This is a genomic window from Brumimicrobium sp. (assembly GCF_048268645.1).
In the GTDB taxonomy this organism is placed as follows: Bacteria; Bacteroidota; Bacteroidia; order Flavobacteriales_D; family Crocinitomicaceae; genus Brumimicrobium; species Brumimicrobium ulvae.
The window spans coordinates 1-20307 of the sequence record NZ_JBLWVE010000025.1 but is presented as its reverse complement, the minus strand read 5'-3'; the positions used below and the strand labels follow the sequence as shown (position 1 = coordinate 20307).

Here is a 20307-nt window from a genome sequence, read left to right as displayed (position 1 = left end):
GCCCGCTTTACTAGTTGGCTGTACTACTCCAGGCACGCACCTTACTACCGATGATAAGAATGTGATCCTTCCTTCTGAGGAACAACAAACTGCGGATATTTCAGATGTTGTTAACCTTTACCCTTTAACCGCTCAAACGGTGTCTAGTTATAAGAGTCAAACTAAGTCTATATCTCAAGCTAACCCAGGACTAGATATTGAAATTGAAAAATATGAGTATAAGGTTGGTGTTGGTGATATCCTTAATATCACAATTTGGGACCATCCTGAGCTGACTATTCCTGCAGGCTCTTATCGTAGTGCTTCTGAAGCGGGTAACTGGGTACATGCCGATGGTACCATTTTCTACCCTTATATTGGTACAGTAGAAGTTGCAGGGAAAAGTGTTCGTGAAATTCGTACGGATATAGCAAAACGTCTGGCACAATATATTGAAAGTCCGCAAGTAGATGTTAGTGTTGCAGCCTTTCGTTCAAAAAAGACATATATTACGGGAGAAGTGTCGAGTCCTGGACAACAAGCAATTACCAATATTCCTCTGACACTGCTTGATGCCGTAAACCGATCTGGTGGACTTTCTGAGAATGCAGATTGGAGAAACGTATCGTTGACGCGCAATGGTATTGAAGAGAATGTTTCTTTATATGGATTAATGCAACGCGGTGATTTAACTCAAAACAGATTATTACAAGCCGGAGATATTGTTCATGTTCCGCGTAATGATAATCAAAAAGTGTTTGTAATGGGTGAAGTCAATGAGCCTAGATTGCTCAAAATTGATCGTGCTGGTATGAGTTTAACTGAAGCTCTTGGACATGTTGGTGGCATTAACCAGTTTTCTGCGGATGCTACGGGCGTATTCGTCATTCGTACTTCAGATGACAAATCTCAACGTATGGCTGATATCTACCAATTGAATATGGATGATGCATCTGCCCTAGTTATCGGAACAGAGTTTGATCTTAAACCCTATGATATTGTTTATGTGACTGTTGCACCGATCAGTCGTTGGAATCGTGTGATTGGACAGTTAGTTCCTACTATCACTGGCTTCAACGAGTTGACAGAAGGTGTTTTACGTATTCGTAACTGGCCTTAAGTCAAGATAGGTTGAATATAGGGCCACATGCTTATGTGGCCCAGTTTATATGGTTTATAGTAATTTATGTTTGATAAAATTCTTGTAGTTTGTGTTGGTAATATTTGTCGCTCCCCTACTGGAGAGCGAGTGTTACAAAAATTAATACCACATAAGCAAGTAGCATCAGCAGGTATCGCTGCTGAAAAAAGCCATTTGATTGGTAAATCCGCAGATGAAACAGCTATTCTTGTTGCGGCGGAAAATAGTGTTGATTTGGAAGGTCATCAATCACAGCAAGTCACTTCACAGCTTTGCGCACAATACGATCTGATCTTAGTGATGGAAAAAGGGCATATGGAGGCGCTAACTGAAATTTCTCCAGAAGCCAGAGGAAAGACTATGTTGTTCGGACAATGGATTGGTCAACAAGATATCCCCGACCCTTACCGCCAAAGCCGAGAAGCTTTTGAACACGCTTATATATTGATTGATGAAGCAGCACAAGCTTGGGCGAAAAAACTGTAAGTTAGCCGATGGCATGGGTTAAGGCTGTTTATTTAGAATAAACCACTCGATAAAAATAGTACTAGTTTCAGGAAATAATAACTCGATGACAATAAAACAACCTTTCTCATCACAAATTGAAAAATCAGATGAAATTGATTTAGGAAAGCTATTTGGGTCATTGATTGATGCCAAATGGCTGATTGTTATTTCAACCGCAATTTCTCTTGTAGGTGGTGTTGCGTTTGCCCTAATTTCTACACCGATTTATAAAGCTGATGCATTAATTCAAATTGAAGAAAAAAGTAGTGGTGGAATATCTTCTATGTTGGGAGATATGGGAGAGGTCTTTTCTAAGGAATCCTCATCCACAACAGAAGTTGAAATTATAAAGTCAAGAATGATTCTTGGTGATACAGTAGATAAGTTTAACTTAACTACAATTGTATCACCTGGATACTTCCCTATTATTGGTAAAGGTATTGCTAGACTTCGAGGTGATAATAATAGCATACAAATTGACAGGTTTCAGGTGCCTGAAAAATACAACAATGATAAACACTCTATTCGTACTTTAAGTGAGTCAACTGGAGTATATGCTCTTGTTAGGGACGATGTTATTGTTTCTGAAGGTCGTGTCGGTGAATTGTTAGTTGTAGATGGTGGTTATAAGATCTTTGTATCTGAACTGCATGCTCGTGAAGGATTTGATTTTTACGTAGATACTATTAGTCGTTTCGAAGCAATTGAAAAGCTCAAAGGGTTCCTTTCTGTTTTTGAACAAGGAAAAAAAACCGGCATACTAAAACTCAGTTATGAAGGTGAAGATAGTAAGAAAGTCGAGGAAATATTAAACAGTGTTGTTCAAAACTATTTTCTTCAAAATGTAAAGAGAAACTCTGCAGAAGCTGAAAATAGTTTGGTTTTTCTACAAGGTCATTTGCCAGGAGTTAAAAATAAATTAACAGAGTATGAAGATGTTCTAAATAACTTTAGACAAGAGAATGAGTCCATAGATTTAGGACTTGAAGCTCAATCTACCCTAAAAGTCATGGTTGGTCTAGAGGCTCAGTTAAATGATTTAACCTTTAAAGAAAGTGAAATTAGTCAGAGATTTACTAAAGATCATCCTGCGTATAAGTCCTTATTGGATAAACGTGAAACTTTGTTAAAGGAAAAAGAAAGACTAAATAAACAAGTTCAAAAACTCCCTAAAACACAGAGAGAAGTCTTGAGGATGACTCGGGATGTTGAGGTTAATCAACAAATATACATCCAGTTATTAAACAAGGTTCAAGAACTAAGTATCATAAAGGCTGGAACAATAGGTAATGTTCGGATTTTAGATTACGCTCAAATCTATACAAAACCAGTGAAGCCAAAGAAATTGATCATTGTACTAATGGCATCTGTTATTGGTTTTATGCTTAGTGTTATATATGTATTAATTAGGGTTACCTTACATAAAGGCGTTGAGTCTCCAGAACAGATTGAGCAAATAGGATTAGCTGTCTATGCTGCAGTTCCAAAGTCAGATTTGCAAATGGAGTTAACGAATAGATTTAAATCCAAGAGAAGGTTGAGTGAGGGAACACAAGCTTTGCTCGCTGAGTCTAACCCGGCAGATCTATCTATTGAGGCACTTCGTGGGTTACGTACTAGTCTTCATTTCGCAATGCTTGAAGCGAAAAATAATATATTAATGATATCAGGGCCTGCACCAGGTATTGGAAAGTCTTTTATTTCTACAAACTTTGCTGCTGTGGCAGCAAAGACAGGACAGAAGGTATTATTAATTGATGCAGATATGCGCAAAGGATATTTGCAGCAAAGCTTTGGCCTCAAATGGGATAATGGCCTTTCTGATTTATTAAGTAATAAGTGTGAGTTTTCGCAATCAATTAAATCTACTCCAGTAAAAAACTTAGAAGTTATTACTCGTGGTCAAGTTCCCCCAAACCCTTCAGAGTTGCTGATGCATCCGCGATTTGCTGAGCTTATAGAGTGGGCGTCAAAAGAATATGACTTAGTAATTGTTGATACACCGCCAGTGTTAGCGGTTACAGACCCTAGTATTGTTGGTGCATTTGCTGGCACTACCTTGATGGTTGCGCGCTTTGGACAAAATACTATAAAAGAGATAGAAATAGCCCGTAATAGGTTTGAACAGTCTGGAATTGAGGTTAAAGGAGTTATCTTTAATGCAATTGAAAAGAAAGCGTCAAGCTCATATGGTTACGGTTATTATAACTATGCATATTCAAGTGATAAAAAATAGATTTAACAAAGAATAGACGAAATATATTGTATCAACTCAACAAGAATGTCTCAGTGCTCCAAGAGCACTGAGATATTTTTTTAAGTTAAAGGAATGGCACTCCAATGATAAACAAAAGAAAAATACGTATTGCTGTGGTCGGGTGTGGCCGAATTTCTAAAAACCACTTTGGTTCTATACAGCAATTGTCTGATGAATATGAGTTAGTTGCAGTGTGTGACAATAATCCCAATGTACTATCGGAGCACATTGCAAAGTACCAAGTACCAGGGTATTCATCTCTTGATGATTTATTACAAAGTATCGATTTAGATGTAGTTACACTGTGCACTCCTAGCGGTATTCATGCATCACAGACTATAAAAGCTGCGCAGGCTAAGGTTCACGTGATTACTGAAAAACCAATGGCAACTAAATGGCAAGATGGTTTAGATATGGTTAGAGCTTGCGACGAGGCAAACGTACGTTTGTTTGTTGTTAAACAAAATAGACGCAACTCAACTTTGCAGCTTTTAAAGCGAGCAGTTTCAGAGAAACGCTTTGGTAAAATTCATATGGTACATTTGAATGTATTTTGGACTCGCCCTCAGGAGTACTATGATCGTGCATTATGGTCTGGTACTTGGGATATGGATGGAGGGGCTTTTATGAATCAAGCTACACATTATGTAGACTTGATGCATTGGTTGATTGGTCCCGTTGAAAAAATTCATGCAATGACGTCAACTCATCGAGATATTGATGTGGAGGATACTGGAGTAGTAAATATCAAATGGCGTAATGGGGCTTTAGGCTCTATGGCTGTGACTATGTGTACATACCCTCAAAACCTAGAAGGCTCGATTACTATTTTAGGCGAAAAAGGTACAGCGCGCATAGGTGGGGTTGCTGTCAATGAAATTCAAGAATGGAATTTCTCTGAAGAGAAAGACTATGATACTGAGATTGAAAATGCTAATTATCAAACAACTTCCGTTTATGGTTTTGGTCATCCTCCTTATTTCCAAAATGTTGCCGATGTTTTACGTGGTAAGGCTGAACCTGAAACTGATGGTAGGGAAGGCCTTAAGTCACTTGAGCTATTGATCAGTACTTATCGCTCTGCACGTGATAATAAAGAAATTGGCTTACCATTGAATTTATAAAATTGAGAAAATAAAATGACGTTAGAAAATCTAAATATTGGTATTATTGGGCTTGGGTATGTAGGGCTACCATTAGCTGTAGAATTTGGGAAAAAGTACAATACGATAGGCTTTGATATTAATGCACCACGAGTTTTAGAACTGACCAATGGAACGGATTCAACGTTAGAATGTACTGATGAAGAATTAGAGTCAGCAAAACACCTATCTTATACGTGTGAATTAAGTGATATAAAAAATTGCAATTTTTATGTGGTGACAGTTCCTACTCCTATAACAGATGATAATACTCCGGATCTGACTCCTTTAAAAAAGGCATCAGAAGCACTAGCTAAAGTGGTTTCTAAAGGAGATGTTGTTGTATTTGAGTCTACGGTATACCCAGGTGCTACAGAAGAAGTATGTATTCCGATTATTGAAAAACTATCTGGCTTGATTTTCAATAAAGATTTTTTTGCTGGCTATAGCCCTGAACGGATCAATCCAGGTGATAAAGTAAATCGTCTAACAACGATTATGAAGATCACTTCAGGTTCTACAACTGAGATTGCAGATTATGTAGACTCTGTTTATTCATCGATTGTCGATGCTGGTACACATAAAGCTTCGTCTATTAAGGTAGCAGAAGCAGCAAAAGTTATTGAAAATACACAGCGAGATTTAAATATTGCAATCATTAATGAATTTGCAAAAATCTTTAATAAGCTTGGAATTGATACCGAAGAAGTTTTAAAAGCTGCTGGAACAAAATGGAATTTTCTACCATTCAAACCAGGCCTTGTTGGTGGTCATTGTATTAGTGTTGACCCTTATTACCTTACCCACAAAGCCCAAGAGGTTGGCTATCGACCAGAAGTGATTCTTGCTGGTCGTCGTATTAATGATGGTATGGGTGAGTATGTAGCTACACAATTAGTGAAAAAATTGGCCAGTAAAAAAATTCATATTGATGAAGCAAAAGTGCTTATTTTAGGCTTTACGTTTAAAGGTGATTGCCCAGATGTGCGTAATACTAAAATTATTGACATTGTCAAGGAGCTAAAGGACTTCAATATGACTGTTGACGTACATGATAGCTGGGCGTCTAAAGAGGAAGTCATGCATGAGTATGGTATTGAGCTCACTGATACGTTAGAAAGCGGGAAATATGATGCTGTAATTCTGGCAGTTGATCATAGTGAAACAAAAAGTATGGGAATAAATGCTATTCGAGGTTTATGTAAGCCGGAACATATTGTATACGACGTTAAACATGTATTGCATCACACTGAAGCTGACATCCGCCTTTAATTTATAGTAGGAATATTTCATCATGAAGCAGTTTGCACTAATAGGTACCGCTGGTTACATTGCTCCTAGACATTTAAAAGCAATTAAAGATACGAATAATAATTTGGCTGTTGCTATGGATATCGCAGACTCTGTTGGTATTATGGATATGCATTTCCCCAATGCAGAATTCTTTACGGAGTTTGAAGACTTTGCTGCTTTTGTTGAAGATGAAGCATTAAAGGGCAATAAGTTAGATTATATTTCAATTTGTACCCCAAATTATCTTCATGCGCCACAAATGAAGTTTGCTTTGAAAAATGGCATTGATGTTATTTGTGAGAAGCCACTAGTTCTAACTGCTTCAGAAATCGATATTCTTAAAGAGTATGAAAATAAATATGGAGCAAAAGTAAACTCTATACTTCAACTTCGTTTGCATCCATCAATTATTGCCTTACAAGAAAAGGTAGCTCGATCTCCAAAAGAGAAAGTATTTGATGTCGATTTAACCTACATGACATCACGTGGTAAATGGTACCTCAAATCTTGGAAAGGTTTTGACCACAAATCAGGTGGTGTAGCAACCAATGTAGGTGTTCATTTTTTTGATATGCTTCACTTTGTTTTTGGTGATATTAAAGATAGTGAAGTCCATTACCGTGATGAAAAGACAGTTGCCGGCTATCTTGTTTATGAAAAAGCTAGAGTGAAATGGTTTCTCTCTATAGATGAAAATAACTTGCCTGATAATGCTATTCAAGGAGAGAAGAAGACCTATCGAAGCATAGACATTGAAGGTGAGGAGTTGGAGTTTTCGGGGGGCTTTACTGATTTACACACTCAAAGCTATCAGAATATTCTTGCAGGGAATGGCTACGGTTTAGAAGAAAATAGGGTCGCTATAGAGACTGTTGAAAAGATCAGAGTTGAAAGAATAGTAGCGGATTCTAGTAATCAACATCCATTACTACAGAAGTTAGGAAAGTTCTAATATGAGTTATTTTAAACATGATACGGCTATCATTGACGAAGGTGCTCAAATAGGTGTGGATAGCCGAGTGTGGCATTGGGCTCATGTCTGTAGCGGAGCCAAAGTTGGTGAGAGCGTATCTTTAGGTCAAAATGTATTTATTGGCAATAAAGTTACCATTGGTGATAAATGTAAAATCCAAAATAATGTATCTGTGTATGATAATGTGCACTTAGAAGAAGGCGTATTTTGCGGACCAAGTATGGTCTTTACCAATGTGTATAATCCACGATCTTTAATTGAACGAAAGAATGAATACCTCGACACAGTTATTAAGAAAGGTGCTACTCTTGGTGCTAATTGTACGATTGTTTGCGGTATTACTATTGGTGAGTATGCATTCATTGGCGCCGGCACAGTCGTAAATAAAGACGTCAAGCCATTTGCATTAATGGTCGGTGTTCCTGCAAAACAAATTGGTTGGATGAGTGCCTATGGAGAAAAGCTAGATTTACCATTAAAAGGTGACGGTGAAATAACTTGTCCACATACACAACAAAAGTATTGCTTGCAAGGCGAGCAGTTAAGTTTAATTTCAGAGTAAGAAAATGCATTTTATTGATTTAGAAGCACAGTATAATCACCTAAAAGAAAGAATAGATACTCGTATCCATGCCGTGCTTCAACATGGTAAGTATATTATGGGTCCCGAAGTTTTCGAATTGGAAGAAAGGCTTGCGGATTATGTTGGCGTTAAACACTGTATCACTTGTGCAAATGGTACTGACGCACTTACATTATCAATGATGGCTCTTGGTATAGAAGATGGTGATGCGGTATTTTGTCCTACGTTTACATTTTTTGCTACTGCTGAAACAATCGCATTTGCTAACGCAACTCCGGTTTTTGTTGACTCCGATGAAAAGACTTTTAACATTTGCCCAATTGATCTTGAGCTTCGGATTAAAGAAACAATTTCTCGTGGTGATTTGAAGCCAAAAGCCATCATAGCTGTCGATTTATTTGGCTTACCAGCGAATTATCCAGAAATAGAAAGAATTGCAGAGAAATATAATTTAAAGCTTATTGAAGATGCTGCGCAAGGCTTTGGTGGTTCCATTAACGGTAGAAAAGCAGGCTCGTTTGGAGATATAGCAACAACAAGCTTTTTCCCGGCTAAACCTCTCGGGTGTTATGGTGATGGTGGAGCTATATTTACGGACAACGACGAATATGCTGAACAGTTAAGGTCACTAAGGGTTCATGGACAAGGAAGTGACAAATACAATAATATAAGAATAGGTGTGAACAGTCGCCTTGATACTATTCAAGCTGCAATCTTGTTGGAAAAATTGAAAGAGTTTCCAATAGAATTAGACAATAGAAACAGAGCGGCACTTAATTATAGTCAAATTTTACCCAAAAGTTTAGTATTGCCTGAGCTTCCTCATGGATACACATCCTCTTGGGCTCAGTATACAGTTAAGACTGAACAAAGAGAAAAAATAATTGAAGAGTTTAGAGCGAAAAATATTCCTGTGATGGTCTATTATGCTACCTGCATGCATGCTCAACCGGCTTTTCATTATCTTAACTATTCAGCCAATGACTTTCCAGTTGCTAATAAGTTATCTAAAGAAGTTTGTAGTTTGCCAATGCATGGTTATTTAAAGTAGGTATTATGAAAATTGTAACAGTAATTGGGGCAAGACCTCAGTTTGTAAAAGCAGCAGTCTTATCAAGAAATATCAGAGAATTAAACTCTTCGGGTGCTAGGATACAAGAAATAATTATTCATACAGGACAGCATTATGATGTCAATATGTCTGAGGTTTTTTTTGATGAATTGAATATTCCAAAACCTGATTATTATCTTGGTATAGGTGGAAAAAGCCATGGCCATGCAACAGGGGAGATGATTAAGGGGATTGAAGATATTTTGATAAAAGAGTCACCTGATTTTGTTGTACTTTACGGAGATACTAATTCGACTTTAAGTGGTGCGATCGCTGCAAGTAAATTGGGCATTCGAGTTGCACACATTGAAGCGGGTCTACGTTCTTTCAATCGAGCTATGCCTGAAGAAGTTAATCGTGTACTTACTGATCATGTATCTGATATTTGTTTTGCCCCAACGCAATTGGCTTGTGATAATTTGGCTAAGGAAGGTATTACTTCAAATGTAATAAACTGTGGGGATATAATGAATGACGCATCTTTATTTTATAGTAACCTTTCCGATATTAGATCATGCATAGTTGAAGATGAAGGGTTATGTAAGGGTGAGTTTGTTCTTGTTACTTGTCATAGACAAGAGAATACTGATTCAAAAGAAAAACTACAGTCTATTTTAGAATCGTTATCAGTTCTTACTAAAGATACCACTGTTATACTTCCTTTACACCCTCGAACTAACAAAAAGATCGAGGAATATGGATTAGTTTATTTGTTAGATAACGTTAAAATATTACCACCTGTACCAATGTTGGATATGATAGCTCTTGAAAAAAATGCTAGTTGCATCATTACTGATTCAGGAGGTGTACAAAAAGAAGCATACATATTCCAAGTTCCTTGCATTACAATGAGAGAGGAAACTGAATGGGTTGAGACTGTGGATAGTGGTTGGAATACTTTGGTAGGCAGTAATAAAAGCGAAATTGTTAATGCGTATCACAATTTGAGAAAGCCTGACGTTTGGAGTGCTTTGTATGGAGATGGTAACACTGGCCGTATTATCTTAGATAGGCTACTGATTGATTCGAATGCTAAGCAATATTAAGTTGATTTGGAGCAAAATTGGTATATTAATGTCAGGAACAGTGCTTTCACAATTAGTTCCTCTATTAATCATGCCAATTTTAACTAGAATTTATACACCAGAACAGTTTGGTTTGGTTGCCAATTATCTAGCTATGGCAACATTTTTGTCTATGTTAACTATGGGGCGCTTAGAAACTGCGATTGTGCTGCCTCAAAGTGATATAGTGTCAAATAGAGTGAAGAATCTGTGTTTGTTTCTGTCGACATTGTCATTGCTTGTTATACTGTTTCTTTGTGTTGTTTTTAGCCATAATATAAGTGAGTTAATTGGAAAAGAGGGAGTGTATTTACTTCCAGTATTCACATTTTGTTATTCAATGTATCAAGTCATTAATTATTCATTGATGAGGCAGAAGAACTATAAAGCGTTAGCTAAATTGAAAATAATACTGTCAATTGTGCTCGTATCTTTCCAGTTTTTGTTTTCATATTTTGATATTGGCTTATTACTAGCTTTGACTTTTTCATATTTATCTATATTGGTTTTTGATTTTATTTTTAAGACTAATATATTTAAATTTGGTAATTTCAAATTCTTTAGATTTTCCAAATTGAAACGTATGACAAAAACACTTTTTGAATACAAGAGTATACCTCTGTATACCGCTCCTGCATCATTGATTGACTCAGGACGAAATTTATCCGTTAATTATCTTATAGCAAATGGTTTTGGTAATGCATTGCTAGGTCAATATTCTCTTTCATTAAGAATACTACAAGGTCCTATTCAATTGGTTAATGCTGTTTTAGGGCAAGTTTTTTTCTCAGAAGTAAGTAGAGTCGAAAGAGAAAAGGTATACCCAATACTCTGTAAAAGTGTTGTTTTTTTAGCATTGTTAGGGATAGTGCCATTTCTATTAATATATTTTTATGCAGTGGATTTCTTTGTATTAATATTTGGTGTTGAATGGAGGGTTGCGGGTGAGATAGCAATATCACTTACGCCATGGCTATATTTTAACTTTGTTAGTAGTCCTATTTCAAGTGTGTTCTTAATTATTAATAAGCAAAAGGTTTCTTTTTACTTTTCTTGTTCTTATTTTATTACTGCTGCATCATCAATATACTTTGCTCGAGGTGAAATAGTTGAAACATTATCTTTTTTTTCATATAGCATGAGCTTGCTTTTATTGGTTTATATTACTTTAGCGTTGCTCTTTTCAAGGAATTACTCTAATTGTGAAAGTTTTAATTATACCTAGTTGGTTTTCTAATTCATATCAACCTTTATCTGGCTCATTTTTCCTAGAGCAAGGAGTTGCCTTAAAAGAAGCTGGTTTAGAGGTTACATTTCTTTCAGTATCGTTGATTTCACCAAAATTGATATTTACTCAAAAGAAACTCGAAATCATCGCTAATGGTTATAATGAATATCACGGAATACCACATTTTTACTCTCAATTACCTAGTGTTCGGCCAATTAATAAAAAACTAATTTTACACTTTGGAAAAATATTATTTGAAAGCTATAGGAAAGAGTTCGGTTTACCTGATGTAGTTCATTTGCATTCTTTTTTGGCCGGAGACTTAGCCTTGTGGATTAAAAAGGAGTTTGGTATTGGCTATGTAGTTACTGAACATAGTAGCCAGATTAGAAAGCTAACTGGCGATCATAAGAAAAAATTGGATATTAAGACTACTTATCGTAACGCAAATTCAGTAGTCGCAGTTAGTCATAATTTGGCGAAGGATGTTTTTTTAAAAACTAATGTTAAAGCACGAGTAATTCCCAATCTATTTAAGTTTGAAGGGCGCAAGCTAAAAGAGTTGAATGAGCGAAAGTCATTAAATGTTCTCTTTGTGGGAAGTTTAGATTCGAATAAAAACCCATTGATTATTCTTGATGCTATAAAAATGATGGGAATGGATGCATTGAATGTAGATATTGTCGGTGATGGACCATTGTACGGAAAATTGAAGTCGAGGATAGCTGCATTAGGTTTACAAGAGCAAGTGAATCTTTGTGGTCAGTTAAGTCGGACTGAAACATTTAAGAAATTTGAACAGTCAGATTTGCTTTTACACACTAGCCACTATGAAACTTTTGGTATGATATACATTGAAGCATTGGCTCACGGTATCCCCATTATTAGTTGTGACTCTTTGGGAGTTAGGGATATAATTAATGATAAAAATGGGATTTTAGTTGAAAGCAATCCAGAATCAATAGCTACTGGATTAGCTCGGATTCACAAAGATTTATTAAATAGAAAATACATTCCTCAAGAAATTAGGCAAGACGCTGAAAGCAAATTTTCGGATTGTGTTGTGGCTAGATTGCTAATTTCATTGTACAAAGAAGTTTATGATTTTAAATAGAAAGAAACTAAATGACTATTTCTCGATACTACTACTAGTATTTGGTTTTGTTAACACTGCAATGTTGCCAGGATTTCTAGCTCCGGTTAGTATTTTGTTATTGATTTACGTGGCGGTATCAATTCTAATCTTACTTAGAACAGGGTCTTTAGTTGTTGGTAATGGAATAAATTGGGCAATTTTCTTTATATTAACATGGGCCTCTTTAGTAAGTATTTTTACTGTAAAGGATATATCCCAACTTAGCTATTATATTATATTCTTAACAAACTTCTTGACAGTCTATTTTCTTTCTGTGACAGAGATTAATTACACTCGTATGTTGAGATGGTTATCTTTTCTTTTCTTTTTTTCATTATTAATTGGATTGTTTGAAAATCTTACAGGATTGCATTTGCCGAATTCCAGGCATTATGATTATTCATTTTATTACTCGGATCCAAGTATTCCAACTGGTACATTTTATAATGAAAATAACTATGCGTCTATCACTTCAATAGGTGCGGCGCTTTTTTTTGCTCGAGCTTTTTTTGAGAATAAACTATTATTTAAAGTTTTCTATTGTATATTATACATTACGTCTATTTATCTTGTTTTGAGCACAGGTAGTCGAATTAACTCAGCAATGGTTTTCTTGCCAATTTTTCTTTTTTCTATCAGGTTCATTAACTTATCATTGTCAAATCGATTTTCATTTAAACTAAGAAAAATTTTGTTTTATTCTATGTTTGTTTTCTTACTTAGTTTTTCTTTCGTTGTATCATATGGAATGATTGAAGTTCTTTTTAATCAGATTACTGCTGCTGATTCTGCAGATCTAATCAGGTTTGAATTGGCTCGACTGGGCTTAGACATACTGGTTAATAGTTATTACCTAGGCTCTGGTCCAATGGCATTCGAACTCACCTGTTTTGGGTCTTCATCATATGCAAACGGAGGTATATGTAGCCCTCATAATTGGTTGATTGAGTTGGGGGCTAATTTTGGTGCAATATCAATCATTTTTCAAATATATATATATATATATTTAGGTTTTTATTTTTTTAATAAATTTGTGTTTGAAGGCGTATCAAGTAACAGCGGAGTCTTGTTCTTGACATTCTCATCGGTAATACCAGTCGTATTTTCCACTGGTATTAGTATTAGCAGTATTATCAACTTTCCTGTTGTTTGGGTTATGTTGTCTTTGGCGAACAATATAAGTAATTATAGGGGGGGTGAATTTGATTGATTATTTTGACTATGTTAGAAATAACCACAAATCAAAACTAAAAAAACTATATATAAAGCTATGTTCTAAGATAGCAAGGAATTCAATTTTTCCCAAGGTAAGATTGTTATTTTTCAAGTTAAGTGGTGTAAAAATTGACAAGGGTGTTTTTATTGGAGTTGAATGTTATATAGACGATACAGTACCTGAAATGGTCAGCATCGAACGTGATGTTACTATTTCTTTTCGAGTTTCTATTATAGGCCATAAAGAAAACTCTCAAAGAGGCTCTGCATCTGTCGCACCAGTAATTATAAAAAAGGGAGCTTTTATTGGAGCGAATGCAATTATATTACCAGGTGTTACTATAGGGGAAAATGCTATTGTAGGGGCTGGAGCTCTTGTTTCTAAAGATGTTCCAAGTAAGAAGTTAGCTATTAGCAAAGCAGCGATAATTCATGAATAAAAGTATATGCGTGGTAGTTACTACCGATTTTTGGAATGACAGAAGGGTATTTAAACAAGTTTCTAGTCTTTTGAAGTTTGGATACTCTGTTACAGTCATTTGCTCTCAAAGACCTGAAGATTCAATATATGAAAGTGATTCTAATTTACTTATTGATGATAACTCAGGAAATCTAGAAGTTAGAAGTGTAAAACTAACGAGAAGAGACTCCCTCAATAATAAGCTACTAGATAAGCTTGTTAATTTCATCTGGCTTTTTTCCGGAATGATGAAGTTTGTTTTTGAAATTAACAAAGTAAAATGTGATCTTTATCACCTTCATGATATCGATGCGTTATTTCTTGGCGGAGTGGTTGCTAAGTTTAAAAAGAAAAAAATAATATTTGATTGCCATGATATATTTTCAATGATTCAAGTGAAAGACTCCGTTCATTATAAGCTTAGGTCTTTATGGGATTTTCTTGAACGAAAGCTTCCAAAGTATTCTGATTCTGTTATAACAGTCGCATCTCGACTGAAGTCAGATTTAAGTTTCAGGTCTCATGTTTTACCTGAAAATATTAATTACATATATAATACTCCACTATTACATGACCTATCTTATAGTAATAAAATAAGAGAAGAACATAATATTTCAAGCTCAACGTGTATTGTTCTATACCTAGGGAGTGTAAACTTAGATAGAGGGCTCGGTGATCTTATAAACTCTTGTATGCATTGGAACGATGATATTGTCCTAGCTGTTTATGGTGTTGGTCACGAAAAAGCATGGAAAAAACTAGAGTTATTGGTCAACGAATTAAACCTTACAGATAAGGTTGTCTTTGGTAGTTCTGTTCAACCTAGTAAAGTAAAAGAGTATCTGATGTCTAGTGATATATTGACAATTCCTAATATTTTGCACAGCCCCGCTTATGATGCCCTACCGAATAAGTTTTTTGAGAGCATCATGGCTGGTAAACCATTTGTTTGTAATGAATTACCAGAAATGAGTTCAAAAGTTAAGGCTATCAATTGCGGTTTAGTTTGTGATAGGAATGATCCATATAGTTATGCTCACGCTATCAATAAGCTGGCATGTAATCCTAGTTTGAGAGGTGAGTTGGGTGCTAACGGGCGACGGGCTGCTGTGGAAGCATATAACTGGGAGACAGAAGAAGCAAAGCTCAAACTCATTTATGAAGGACTGTTAGAATGAATCAAGTCACGTTGTCCATTGCGATGTCAGTATATGATGGCGTAAATTCTGTACAATTAAAAAGAGCTGTAGAGTCAATATTAAACCAAACATACGGCAATTTTGAGTTTATAATATACTCTGATGGGGTGTCAAAGTTAGATTTATTAGACTATTTTAAAGAAATATCCGATGAACGGGTTAGAGTTATTTATTCTGATATTAATAATGGCTTAGCATTTGGACTGAATAAAATTATTAAGACTTTTTCTGGTGATATATTTGTGCGAATGGACGCTGATGATATATCCTTGCCAAATAGACTACAAGAAATTGTGAACTACTCTTTGGCTAACCCAAAAGTCGATATCTTTGGTAGTGCGATGTATCAATTGGATACTGGCCTCGGTTCTTTGGATGCATGTTTATCGCGTTGTTGTGACGCAGAAATAATACGCTACCCAACAAAACATAGTGATATAAAAAAGATGTTTCTTTACAGAAACTCAGTGTCTCATCCAACTGTTGCTATTCGTCGCGATGTTTTTAATGAAGGCATATATTACCCACTTTTTTCTCTTAGGAATGAGGATACGTTGTTATGGCTAAGTTTTTTCAAGAGAGATAGAGTATTCGGGAATATATCTAAGCCATTATATATTTTCGATTTTTCGGAAGATACCTCGCTAAGAAGAACTGATGTAAAGAAGGCTTACTCGGATATGTTGGATCGCTTTAGAGTTATTTTTGATTTAGGAGGAGGCATTCGCCATTGTGCACTGGCGATGTTGTGTTTTGTCGTTACAATTACTCCATTTTATAATTGGGTAAGAAATGCAGTTATTAAATAGGTGAGTTGTATAATGAAGAGAACGTTTGACTTAATACTATCATTTTTTCTTTTGTTAATTGCTTTCCCTATCTTACTGGTAGCCTTTATAGTTGCTAGCTTATCAACTAAGAGTTTTGGAATTTACTCTCAACGCAGAATTGGCCGGAAAGGCCGTATTTTTAAAGTTTATAAAGTCAAAACTATGATTGATACTAAAATTGGCGTCGATTCAACAATGGCAATAACTAGCCTTCAAAAGAAAAGAATAACTCCAATAGGAGCTTTTCTGCGGAAGTACAAGATAGATGAGCTACCTCAATTATACAATGTCCTTATTGGCGATATGAGTTTTGTGGGACCTCGCCCTGATGTTCCGGGGTATGCTGATAAACTTGAAGGGAAATACCGTCAAATATTGGAACTCCGGCCAGGAATTACCGGCCCGGCATCAATTAAATATGCTAACGAAGAAGAGATCTTAGACTCCGTTGATAACCCTAAAAAATATAATGACGAAGTTATTTGGCCGGATAAGGTTGAAATTAACTATCAGTATTTTTTAGATAACTCGATCATTCATGATTTAAAACTAATTATCAAGACAGTTAAAAGGTAGTTTTATGTTAAGTACTCCATTTTCTCCATGGCCTTCTTTTACTCAAGAAGAGGCTGATGCAGTGAGCTGCGTTCTACTATCAAATAAAGTGAATTACTGGACTGGTAGTGAGTGTCGTGAGTTCGAAAAAGAATTCGCGACATGGGCTGGTTGTGAATATGCGATTGCTCTAGGTAACGGCACACTTGCACTCGACGTGGCACTAAAAGCCTTAGGCGTTGGTGAGGGTGACGAGGTAATTACCACGCCAAGAACATTCCTTGCTTCAGCTTCTTCAATTGTGACTTCAGGTGCCGCACCAGTTTTTGCGGATGTAGACTTAAACACCCAAGCAATTACAGCAGAATCAATACAAGCGGTACTGACACCCAAAACTAAAGCGGTGATTGTTGTACACCTCGCCGGTATGCCTGCTGAGATGGATGCTATTATGGCGCTGTCAGAGCAGAACGGTTTTTACGTTATTGAAGATTGTGCTCAAGCGCACGGTGCGAAATACAAAGGCCGTAGTGTTGGTACTATTGGCCACATTGGAGCATGGTCTTTCTGCCAAGATAAGATCATGACAACAGGTGGTGAAGGTGGCATGGTAACAACTAATGATAAAGCACTGTGGTCTACTATGTGGTCGTACAAAGATCATGGTAAGAGCTTTGATGCTATTTATAACCGAGAGCACCCACCGGGCTTTCGTTGGTTACACGAGTCTTTTGGTACTAACTGGCGTATGACTGAAATGCAAGCCGTTATTGGTCGTATTCAATTGAATCGAATGTTAGAGTGGACAGCGAAGCGTCAAGAGAATGCTGCAAGAATCGATGAATCAGTGGCAGATCTCAACGTTGTTCGTAGAGTTCGAGTTCCAGAATATAGTGAACATGCTGAGTATAAACATTATCTGTTTATAGAACCTCAAAACCTTGCCGATGGGTGGACACGAGATCGTATAGTAGAGACTATCGTAGAGCGTGGTGTACCTGCTTTCCAAGGCAGTTGCTCTGAAGTGTACCTCGAAAAAGCGTTTGACAATACACCTTGGCGTCCAGAAAAACCGTTGAGTAATGCTGTAATCTTAGGGGACACAAGCTTAATGTTTCTTGTTCACCCAACCTTAACAGAACAAGAACTAAGCGAAACATGTAAGGTTATTCGTGAAGTTTTGCTGGAGGCTCAAAGATAGTTGTATTCTCCTATTAATACTAGAAATTGTTCAGCTAGGTGATAAATAGGAAATACAATATTTCAGTCCTTTGAAAAGCCTTAATAGAAGTGATTTTGACACTATTAAGGCTTTTGATCATTATGATAGGAAAGAAGTATATCTGAAATATTGTTTAATTTTTATGGCTACGAGCTAAGCTTCGACAAGGTTTTAGTCTTCTAAATAAATTCCAAAATCAATAAATAAGAATGTTTTATGCAACGTCTCAATTTTATTTGGCAGCTTTCTCGCCTACACAAGCGAGTGATCAGTGTCATTATAGACACATTGCTCATTTTGTTTGCTTTGCACATAGCGTTGTGGACAAGGCTGGGTGATGTACAGATACTTAGCGATGGTGACAACTTATTACTGATTGGCTTAACAGTAATATCTACAGTTTTGATTTTTACAAAAATTGGGCTGTATAGAGCCATTCTCAGATATCTGACTTTTCAGGCTCTATTCGTAGTTACTGCTGGTGCAGTGCTTTCAGCTATAGCGCTAGCGGTTTTCGCATATTATCTACAAGAACCAATCCCTAGAACAGTTCCGATTATCTATGGAGCATACTTAGCTCTACTATGTGGCGGTGCTCGTCTTGTTGTGAGAAATCTAGTAGCAACTACATCGCCATCAAAAGATTCTCGTCAAGAAGTGCTGATCTATGGTGCAGGTTCTGGCGGTCGTCAGCTCGCAGTTGCACTTCGTGCCTCCGAAAATTATCGTATCAGGGCATTTATCGATGAAGATAAAACTCTAACAAATACCATGATCCTTGGGTTGCCTGTTATTGACTTATCTAAAACAGAAGTTTTGATTCAAAAGCATGACGTTTCTAAAATTTTGCTTGCGATTCCAAGTGCGTCTCGCGCTCGCCGTAAACAGATTTTAGATCTTTTAGCTCCATTACCTGTAGAAATCCAAACCGTACCAGATATGGCAGATATCGTCTCTGGAAAAGCGAAGATTGATGAGCTGACTGATGTTCCAATTGATGATTTATTAGGCCGTGATGCTGTAGCTCCTCAGCAGGTCCTAATGGAAGCCAACATCAAAGATAAAGTCGTCATGGTAACTGGCGCTGGCGGTTCGATTGGCTCGGAACTTTGTCGTCAGATCTTAAAGCAAGAGCCAAAGACACTCGTTCTATTTGAGCTATCTGAATTTGGCTTATATCAAATTGATCGTGAACTTTCTTTAATAAAAGAATCCAAAGATCTTAATGTAGACATTGTCCCTCTTTTGGGGTCAGTTCAACGTTCGCATCGGCTTCTTACAGCAATGAGGTCTTTTAAGGTTGAGACGGTTTATCACGCAGCAGCGTATAAACACGTTCCTCTTGTTGAGTATAATGTTGTAGAGGGTGTACGAAACAATGTTTATGGCACTTACTACACCGCGAAAGCGGCTATTGAAGCTGGTGTCGAGTCTTTTGTGTTGATCTCAACAGATAAAGCGGTTCGCCCAACAAATGTGATGGGTACAACCAAGCGCATGGCAGAATTGGGCTTGCAAGCCTTAGCTGAGCAAGAGAATCAGAAAGAAAACGGTACTCGTTTCTGTATGGTTCGATTTGGTAATGTTCTTGGTTCTTCTGGGTCAGTAATTCCACTCTTCAAAAAGCAGATTAAAGCGGGTGGCCCTTTAACAGTGACTCATCCTGATATTACACGTTTCTTCATGACAATTCCTGAAGCTGCTCAGCTTGTTATTCAAGCTGGTGCGATGGGCAAAGGTGGTGACGTATTTGTTCTTGATATGGGGGAGTCAGTTAAGATTACAGACCTCGCTGAGAACTTGATTAACCTTTCCGGCTTGTCTGTTAAGAATGAACAGAACCCTCATGGTGATATCGAAATTCAATTCTCAGGCCTTCGTCCGGGAGAGAAATTGTATGAAGAGTTGTTGATTGGGGATAATGTTCAACGTACTGCTCATGAGCGGATCATGACAGCTCATGAAGTATTTTTGCCAATCGATGAGTATGACAACCTACTTGAGTCCTTAGATTTTGCTTGCCATAACTTAGAACACGAGACGATTCGTCAACTGTTGTTAGATGCACCTACAGGATTCAAGCCTACTGATGGTATTGGCGATCTAGTTTGGAATGCTTCTAGCTCAACACAACAAGTGGTAGAGAATTAATGATAGGCCAGTAACTCAGTTGCTGGCCTTTTATTGTCTTTTGGGTTGTAAATAAGCACGTGAGGCAAAAACATTTGGCCTTCAAAAGAAGCTTTTTTTCAGCTCTGATCCTCCTACCTGCGAGCTTTCTTGATCTTCCACTACAGTTTTGACTGTAAACTGTAGTAAAATTACGCTAATTTGTTTCTATACCGATTTATTTTGAATTGAACGAGGTCAGTCCTATGTCAGCTAAGAAGCCTATGGCTCTAGTGATTCTTGA

General features: G+C 36.8%; 18 protein-coding genes. All 18 read left to right on the top strand.

The annotated features are described in order from the left end of the window. Positions 1 to 1099, top strand: a 1099-nt coding sequence (locus tag ACN0U3_RS13830) for a polysaccharide export protein (RefSeq protein WP_417266685.1), incomplete at its 5' end; no start/stop codon positions are given. Positions 1100 to 1165: 66 nt separating this feature from the next. Continuing rightward, complete coding sequence (locus tag ACN0U3_RS13825; protein ID WP_394249758.1) at positions 1166 to 1606, top strand: low molecular weight phosphotyrosine protein phosphatase; 441 nt, start codon at positions 1166 to 1168, stop codon at positions 1604 to 1606. Between the two features lie 85 nt (positions 1607 to 1691). After that, the gene (locus ACN0U3_RS13820) at positions 1692 to 3863 is read left to right on the top strand and encodes a polysaccharide biosynthesis tyrosine autokinase (protein ID WP_417266684.1); all 2172 of its coding nucleotides are present in this window, start codon (positions 1692 to 1694) and stop codon (positions 3861 to 3863) included. Positions 3864 to 3967: 104 nt separating this feature from the next. Further along, on the top strand, positions 3968 to 5008 hold the full coding sequence (locus ACN0U3_RS13815; protein ID WP_417266683.1) for a Gfo/Idh/MocA family protein: 1041 nt from the start codon (positions 3968 to 3970) through the stop codon (positions 5006 to 5008). A 15-nt stretch (positions 5009 to 5023) separates the two neighbouring features. Next, a complete protein-coding gene (gene tviB, locus ACN0U3_RS13810; protein WP_394249764.1) occupies positions 5024 to 6298 on the top strand; it encodes a Vi polysaccharide biosynthesis UDP-N-acetylglucosamine C-6 dehydrogenase TviB in 1275 nt (424 codons plus the stop codon). A 22-nt stretch (positions 6299 to 6320) separates the two neighbouring features. Then, a complete protein-coding gene (locus tag ACN0U3_RS13805) occupies positions 6321 to 7271 on the top strand; it encodes a Gfo/Idh/MocA family oxidoreductase (RefSeq protein WP_417266682.1) in 951 nt (316 codons plus the stop codon). 1 nt (position 7272) lies between these two features. Then, a complete protein-coding gene (locus ACN0U3_RS13800; protein WP_417266681.1) occupies positions 7273 to 7854 on the top strand; it encodes an acyltransferase in 582 nt (193 codons plus the stop codon). Between the two features lie 4 nt (positions 7855 to 7858). Next, positions 7859 to 8926 (top strand): DegT/DnrJ/EryC1/StrS family aminotransferase, encoded by a 1068-nt coding sequence (locus ACN0U3_RS13795; protein ID WP_417266680.1) that lies wholly within the window; start codon positions 7859 to 7861, stop codon positions 8924 to 8926. Between the two features lie 5 nt (positions 8927 to 8931). Beyond that, entirely contained in the window at positions 8932 to 10032 is a 1101-nt protein-coding gene (gene wecB, locus ACN0U3_RS13790) for a non-hydrolyzing UDP-N-acetylglucosamine 2-epimerase (RefSeq protein ID WP_417266679.1), read from the top strand. Continuing rightward, complete coding sequence (locus tag ACN0U3_RS13785; RefSeq protein ID WP_417266678.1) at positions 10016 to 11275, top strand: lipopolysaccharide biosynthesis protein; 1260 nt, start codon at positions 10016 to 10018, stop codon at positions 11273 to 11275. The genes wecB and ACN0U3_RS13785 overlap by 17 nt, the downstream gene beginning before the upstream one ends. Next, a complete protein-coding gene (locus ACN0U3_RS13780) occupies positions 11253 to 12392 on the top strand; it encodes a glycosyltransferase (RefSeq protein WP_417266677.1) in 1140 nt (379 codons plus the stop codon). The genes ACN0U3_RS13785 and ACN0U3_RS13780 overlap by 23 nt, the downstream gene beginning before the upstream one ends. After that, entirely contained in the window at positions 12379 to 13623 is a 1245-nt protein-coding gene (locus ACN0U3_RS13775) for a hypothetical protein (RefSeq protein ID WP_417266676.1), read from the top strand. The genes ACN0U3_RS13780 and ACN0U3_RS13775 overlap by 14 nt, the downstream gene beginning before the upstream one ends. Then, entirely contained in the window at positions 13610 to 14068 is a 459-nt protein-coding gene (locus tag ACN0U3_RS13770; protein WP_417266675.1) for an acyltransferase, read from the top strand. The genes ACN0U3_RS13775 and ACN0U3_RS13770 overlap by 14 nt, the downstream gene beginning before the upstream one ends. Beyond that, the gene (locus tag ACN0U3_RS13765) at positions 14061 to 15266 is read left to right on the top strand and encodes a glycosyltransferase family 4 protein (protein WP_417266674.1); all 1206 of its coding nucleotides are present in this window, start codon (positions 14061 to 14063) and stop codon (positions 15264 to 15266) included. Before ACN0U3_RS13770 ends, ACN0U3_RS13765 begins: the two co-directional genes overlap by 8 nt. Next, positions 15263 to 16096, top strand: a complete 834-nt coding sequence (locus ACN0U3_RS13760; protein ID WP_417266673.1) for a glycosyltransferase — start codon at positions 15263 to 15265, stop codon at positions 16094 to 16096. Before ACN0U3_RS13765 ends, ACN0U3_RS13760 begins: the two co-directional genes overlap by 4 nt. A gap of 12 nt (positions 16097 to 16108) precedes the next feature. Then, positions 16109 to 16693: a sugar transferase gene (locus ACN0U3_RS13755; RefSeq protein WP_417266672.1), complete on the top strand. Its 585-nt coding sequence runs from the start codon at positions 16109 to 16111 to the stop codon at positions 16691 to 16693. Between the two features lie 4 nt (positions 16694 to 16697). Continuing rightward, positions 16698 to 17873: a DegT/DnrJ/EryC1/StrS family aminotransferase gene (locus ACN0U3_RS13750; protein WP_417266671.1), complete on the top strand. Its 1176-nt coding sequence runs from the start codon at positions 16698 to 16700 to the stop codon at positions 17871 to 17873. Positions 17874 to 18110: 237 nt separating this feature from the next. Continuing rightward, complete coding sequence (locus ACN0U3_RS13745) at positions 18111 to 20045, top strand: polysaccharide biosynthesis protein (protein WP_417266670.1); 1935 nt, start codon at positions 18111 to 18113, stop codon at positions 20043 to 20045. Positions 20046 to 20307 lie beyond the last annotated feature (262 nt).

Coding starts and splice junctions, on each gene's coding strand:
- ACN0U3_RS13825 (WP_394249758.1), top strand. CDS start 1,166: ATGTTTGATAAAATTCTTGTAGTTTGTGTTGGTAATATTTGTCGCTCC.
- ACN0U3_RS13820 (WP_417266684.1), top strand. CDS start 1,692: ATGACAATAAAACAACCTTTCTCATCACAAATTGAAAAATCAGATGAA.
- ACN0U3_RS13815 (WP_417266683.1), top strand. CDS start 3,968: ATGATAAACAAAAGAAAAATACGTATTGCTGTGGTCGGGTGTGGCCGA.
- tviB (WP_394249764.1), top strand. CDS start 5,024: ATGACGTTAGAAAATCTAAATATTGGTATTATTGGGCTTGGGTATGTA.
- ACN0U3_RS13805 (WP_417266682.1), top strand. CDS start 6,321: ATGAAGCAGTTTGCACTAATAGGTACCGCTGGTTACATTGCTCCTAGA.
- ACN0U3_RS13800 (WP_417266681.1), top strand. CDS start 7,273: ATGAGTTATTTTAAACATGATACGGCTATCATTGACGAAGGTGCTCAA.
- ACN0U3_RS13795 (WP_417266680.1), top strand. CDS start 7,859: ATGCATTTTATTGATTTAGAAGCACAGTATAATCACCTAAAAGAAAGA.
- wecB (WP_417266679.1), top strand. CDS start 8,932: ATGAAAATTGTAACAGTAATTGGGGCAAGACCTCAGTTTGTAAAAGCA.
- ACN0U3_RS13785 (WP_417266678.1), top strand. CDS start 10,016: ATGCTAAGCAATATTAAGTTGATTTGGAGCAAAATTGGTATATTAATG.
- ACN0U3_RS13775 (WP_417266676.1), top strand. CDS start 12,379: ATGATTTTAAATAGAAAGAAACTAAATGACTATTTCTCGATACTACTA.
- ACN0U3_RS13765 (WP_417266674.1), top strand. CDS start 14,061: ATGAATAAAAGTATATGCGTGGTAGTTACTACCGATTTTTGGAATGAC.
- ACN0U3_RS13760 (WP_417266673.1), top strand. CDS start 15,263: ATGAATCAAGTCACGTTGTCCATTGCGATGTCAGTATATGATGGCGTA.
- ACN0U3_RS13755 (WP_417266672.1), top strand. CDS start 16,109: ATGAAGAGAACGTTTGACTTAATACTATCATTTTTTCTTTTGTTAATT.
- ACN0U3_RS13750 (WP_417266671.1), top strand. CDS start 16,698: ATGTTAAGTACTCCATTTTCTCCATGGCCTTCTTTTACTCAAGAAGAG.
- ACN0U3_RS13745 (WP_417266670.1), top strand. CDS start 18,111: ATGCAACGTCTCAATTTTATTTGGCAGCTTTCTCGCCTACACAAGCGA.